Below are 4,632 nucleotides of genomic sequence, written 5' to 3' on the forward strand. Positions count from 1 at the left end.
TGGCCGATGCGTCCGGCACCTTCAACGAGATGACCCGCGATGCCGCCTGGCGCCGGATGGAAGCTGCCGGTGCGCAACTGATGACCTGGTTCGGCGTGGCCTGCGAGCTGCACCGCGACTGGCGCAACGACGTCGAAGGCCTGGCCGCGCTGTGCTCCAACCACATCCCCGACTACCGCAACCTGATCACCAGCTACAACGCCCTCACCGCAGGCAAGTGAGCCGCCCCGCCAGGCGCCCTCTGCGGCGCCTGGTCAACTTTTGCTCAGGTATTCAGCAATGAACAACAGCAGCGTGGTCACCCTGGTGATCCAGCACAAGGTCCGGGCCGATGCCCTGGCGCACTACGAGACCTGGTTGCGTCATACCGTCGGGGTTGCCCGCCGCCAACCGGGTCATCTGGACGTGAACGTGATCCGCCCGGACGCCAATGGCGGTCAGTTCACCACCGTGGTGCGTTTTGCCGATGCAGGACAACTGCGTGCCTGGGTCGATTCACCGGAGCGCCAGCGCCTGGTCGCCGAAGTGCTGCCGCTGCTGGAGGAGGGTGACCAGACCCGTATCCACGATGACCCGGAGTTCTGGTTCACCCCATCCAGCACTGCAGCTACACAGCCTGCGCGCTGGAAGCAGGCGGTGCTGACTTATCTGGTTATCTGCCCGATGACCTTGCTGGTGCCCCTGTTGCTGGCGCCGCTGTTCGCAAAGGTGCCGCCGCTGGGCGGGCCGTTGGCGAGCAACTTGCTGGTCAACCTGTGCGTCATCCTCCCGGTGGTGTTCTTCATCATGCCGTGGGTGACGCGCCGCTGCGCCGGATGGCTGCGCCGTTGAGCGCACGCCTGACGTTCCACTGCTAGCGTTCAATCGCCCGATCACCCCACCGGACGGAGAGCACCATGAACCAGGACCCCACCGACAAGAGCCGCCGCCGTTTCCTCGCCAACAGCACCCTGCTCGGTGCGGCCGGCGCGCTCTGGTCCGCACTGCCCTTCACCGATTCCGCCCATGCCGACATTTCAGGAGATCCCATGACCGCCGACCTCATTCTGTTCAACGGCAAGCTGCATACCGTCGACCGTGAAAACCCCACAGCTACCGCCGTGGCCATCAAGGACGGGCGCTTCGTCGCCGTGGGCAGCGATGCCGAGGCCATGGCCCACAAGGGCAACAGCACGCAGATCATCGACCTGAAGCAGCGTACGGTGATCCCGGGTCTGAACGACTCGCACCTGCACCTGATCCGTGGTGGCCTGAACTACAACCTCGAACTGCGCTGGGAAGGTGTGCCATCGCTGGCCGATGCCCTGCGCATGCTCAAGGAGCAGGCCCTGCGCACACCAACGCCGCAATGGGTGCGTGTCGTGGGTGGCTGGAACGAATTCCAGTTCGCCGAAAAGCGCATGCCCACCCTCGAAGAAATCAACCAGGCAGCGCCTGACACGCCGGTGTTCATCCTCCACCTGTACGACCGGGCGCTGCTCAACCGCGCGGCGTTGCGTGCCGTCGGCTACACCAAGGACACGCCCAACCCGCCCGGTGGCGAAATCCAGCGCGACAAGTTCGGCAACCCGACCGGCATGCTCATCGCCCGTCCCAACGCGACCATCCTCTACGCCACCCTGGCCAAGGGGCCGAAGCTGCCGCTGGAATACCAGGTCAACTCGACCCGTCAGTTCATGCGTGAGCTCAACCGCCTCGGCCTGACCAGCGCCATCGACGCAGGTGGCGGCTACCAGAACTTCCCGGACGACTATTCGGTGATCCAGCAACTGGCCGACAACGACCAGCTGACCGTGCGTATCGCCTACAACCTGTTCACCCAGAAACCCAAGGAAGAGCTGGACGACTTCAAGAAGTGGACCTCCAGCGTGAAGGTGCACAGCGGCACCGACTTCCTGCGCCACAACGGCGCTGGCGAGATGCTGGTGTTCTCCGCTGCCGACTTCGAGGACTTCCTCGAGCCGCGTCCGGACCTGCCGCAGACCATGGAAGAAGAGCTGGAGCCGGTGATCCGTCACCTGGTCGAGCAGCGCTGGCCGTTCCGCCTGCATGCCACCTACGACGAGTCCATCTCGCGCATGCTCGATGTGTTCGAGAAGGTCAACCGCGACATCCCGTTCAACAACCTGCCGTGGTTCTTCGACCACGCCGAAACCATCTCGCCGAAGAACATCGAGCGGGTGCGGGCGTTGAATGGCGGGATTGCCATCCAGGACCGCATGGCCTTCCAGGGTGAGTATTTCGTCGACCGCTACGGCGCCAAGGCCGCCGAGAAGACCCCGCCGATCCAGCGCATGCTCGCCGAGGGTGTGCCGGTCGGTGCCGGCACCGATGCCACCCGAGTGTCGAGCTACAACCCGTGGACGTCGCTGTACTGGATGGTCAGCGGCAAGACCGTTGGCGGCCTGGAGCTGTATCCGGAAGGCCTGAGTCGCGCCACGGCGCTCGAGCTGTTCACCCATGGCAGCGCCTGGTTCTCCAGCGAGCAGGGCAAGAAGGGGCAGATCAAGGTCGGGCAATTGGCTGACCTGGCGGCGCTGTCGCTGGACTTCTTCAGCGTCGAGGAAGAGGCGATCAAGAGCATCGAGTCGGTGCTGACGGTGGTGGATGGCAAGGTTGTGTACGGCGCGGCGGAGTTCGACAAGCTCGGCCCGGCGCAGATACCGGTGGTGCCCGAGTGGTCGCCGGTGGCCAAGGTGCCGGGGCACTGGCGGGCCGGTGCGCCGCTGGCAGCGGCGGTACACCGGTGCGTCGGGCCGTGCGGGGTGCATGCGCACAGCCATGAGAAGGCCCGGCATTCGAGCGTGCCGGTGAGCGACTATCAGGGCTTCTGGGGAGCGCTGGGCTGTTCCTGCTTCGCGTTCTGAAACTCAAGCCATATCACTGACCGCAAACTCCTCGGCCAGATGGTCGATCAGCGAGCGTACCGAAGGCAGCAGCCCGCGCCGCGACGGGAAGATCGCATGGACGATCCCGCAGCGCGGCTGCCACGCCGGCAACATCTCCACCAGGCGCCCCTGGGCCAGGTCCTCGCGCACCGCCACCCGCGGCAAGTGCGCGATGCCCACCCCCGCCACCACGAAATGCCGCAGCGCGAACAGATCATCGGTGACCATGCGCGGCGTGTGCGTGATCACCAGCTTGCGCGCCATGTCCTCCCCCTGGAACAACTCCCATTGATACTTCTGCTGCGCCGCGCCCCAGTGCAGGCTTGGCAGCGAGCTCAGTACCTGCGGTTCGAAACCTTCGGGCAGTTGGGCGAGAAACGATGGATGGCCCACCAGGCATTGGGTGCTGTTGCTCAGCACCTTCATCACCATGTCGGTGTTCTCCAGCGGCGGGAAGCGCACCCGTAGCGCCACATCGAAGCCTTCATGCAACAGGTCGACGCGACGGTTGGTGCTCTCGATGAACAGCTCCACCTGCGGGTACTTGAGCATGTAGCGGGTGAGCATCGGCCCGACCCACGAGTTGAGCAGGGTGGTGGGGCAACTGATTCGCACCAGGCCACGTGGTTCGCTGCGGTTGCGCTCGATGATTTCTGCCGCGCCCTCGGCTTCCACACGCATGGCCAGGCAACGGTTGTAGTAGGCCTGGCCGATCTCGGTCAGCGAACAGTGGCGGCTGGTACGGTGCAGCAGGCGAACGCCAAGACGGTCTTCCAGGTCGGCGATGCGCCGACTGAGTTTCGACTTGGGCATGTCCAGCGCCCGGCCCGCCGGGGCGAAGCCGCCATGCTCGACGACCTGGGTAAAGAAATAGAGGGAATTCAGGTCTTCCAAGATCGTTCTCCAAACAGAACGCTACAGACAATTTTTGCAGTCTACCGCATCAAAGGTGATGTTTTTAATCTGTACTCATCAACGCGCAACACCCCACTTACCGCACATCGAAGACACATTGGGAGTACAGACCATGAGCCAATTCACCTACAACCGCCTGAACAAAGACGATGCCGCCGTACTGCTGGTCGACCACCAGGCAGGCCTGCTGTCGCTGGTCCGTGACATCGAGCCGGACAAGTTCAAGAACAACGTGCTGGCGCTGGCCGACCTGGCCAAGTTCTTCAACCTGCCGACCATCCTCACCACCAGCTTCGAGCAAGGCCCCAACGGCCCGCTGGTGCCGGAGCTCAAGGCGCTGTTCCCGGACGCGCCCTACATCGCCCGCCCTGGCCAGATCAATGCCTGGGACAACGAAGATTTCGTCAAGGCGGTGAAGGCCACCGGCAAGAAGCAGCTGATCATCGCCGGTGTCGTGACTGAAGTGTGCGTGGCCTTCCCGGCGCTGTCGGCCCTGGCCGAGGACTTCGAAGTGTTCGTGGTGGCCGATGCCTCCGGCACCTTCAACGAGATGACCCGCGATGCCGCCTGGCGCCGGATGGAAGCTGCCGGTGCGCAACTGATGACCTGGTTCGGCGTGGCCTGCGAGCTGCACCGCGACTGGCGCAACGACGTCGAAGGCCTGGCCGCGCTGTGCTCCAACCACATCCCGGACTACCGCAACCTGATCACCAGCTACAACGCCCTCACCGCGAGCAAGTGACCCAGCCAAACGCCGGTCGGTACGCCTCGTGACCGACCGGCCAGCCGCGCGATGGAATGTTCCTCGCGCCCCGCACTCAAGATCCAG

General features: G+C 64.2%; 4 protein-coding genes and 1 pseudogene. 4 read left to right on the forward strand and 1 reads right to left on the reverse strand.

Annotated elements, in window-relative coordinates:
* The 3 genes and pseudogenes from VA602_RS00165 to VA602_RS00175 all read left to right on the forward strand — a co-directional run.
* Positions 1–221, forward strand: a pseudogene (locus VA602_RS00165) (hydrolase); the annotation flags it as partial.
* Positions 222–279: 58 nt separating this feature from the next.
* Positions 280–831, forward strand: coding sequence for an antibiotic biosynthesis monooxygenase (locus VA602_RS00170; protein WP_063542070.1), 552 nt, complete (start codon positions 280–282; stop codon positions 829–831).
* Between the two features lie 197 nt (positions 832–1,028).
* Entirely contained in the window at positions 1,029–2,867 is a 1,839-nt protein-coding gene (locus VA602_RS00175; RefSeq protein ID WP_323452137.1) for an amidohydrolase, read from the forward strand.
* Between the two features lie 3 nt (positions 2,868–2,870).
* On the opposite strand, the gene VA602_RS00180 is transcribed toward VA602_RS00175, so the two are convergent.
* Positions 2,871–3,782: a LysR substrate-binding domain-containing protein gene (locus tag VA602_RS00180; RefSeq protein WP_063542074.1), complete on the reverse strand. Its 912-nt coding sequence runs from the start codon at positions 3,780–3,782 to the stop codon at positions 2,871–2,873.
* Between the two features lie 133 nt (positions 3,783–3,915).
* On the opposite strand from VA602_RS00180, the gene ycaC reads away from it, so the two are divergent.
* Positions 3,916–4,545 carry an isochorismate family cysteine hydrolase YcaC gene (gene ycaC / locus VA602_RS00185; RefSeq protein WP_125931023.1) on the forward strand — a complete coding sequence of 210 codons (630 nt, stop codon included), beginning with the start codon at positions 3,916–3,918 and terminating at the stop codon, positions 4,543–4,545.
* The last annotated feature ends 87 nt before the right edge of the window (positions 4,546–4,632 follow it).

Source organism: Pseudomonas machongensis, from assembly GCF_034961125.1.
Classification (GTDB): Bacteria; Pseudomonadota; Gammaproteobacteria; order Pseudomonadales; family Pseudomonadaceae; genus Aquipseudomonas; species Aquipseudomonas machongensis.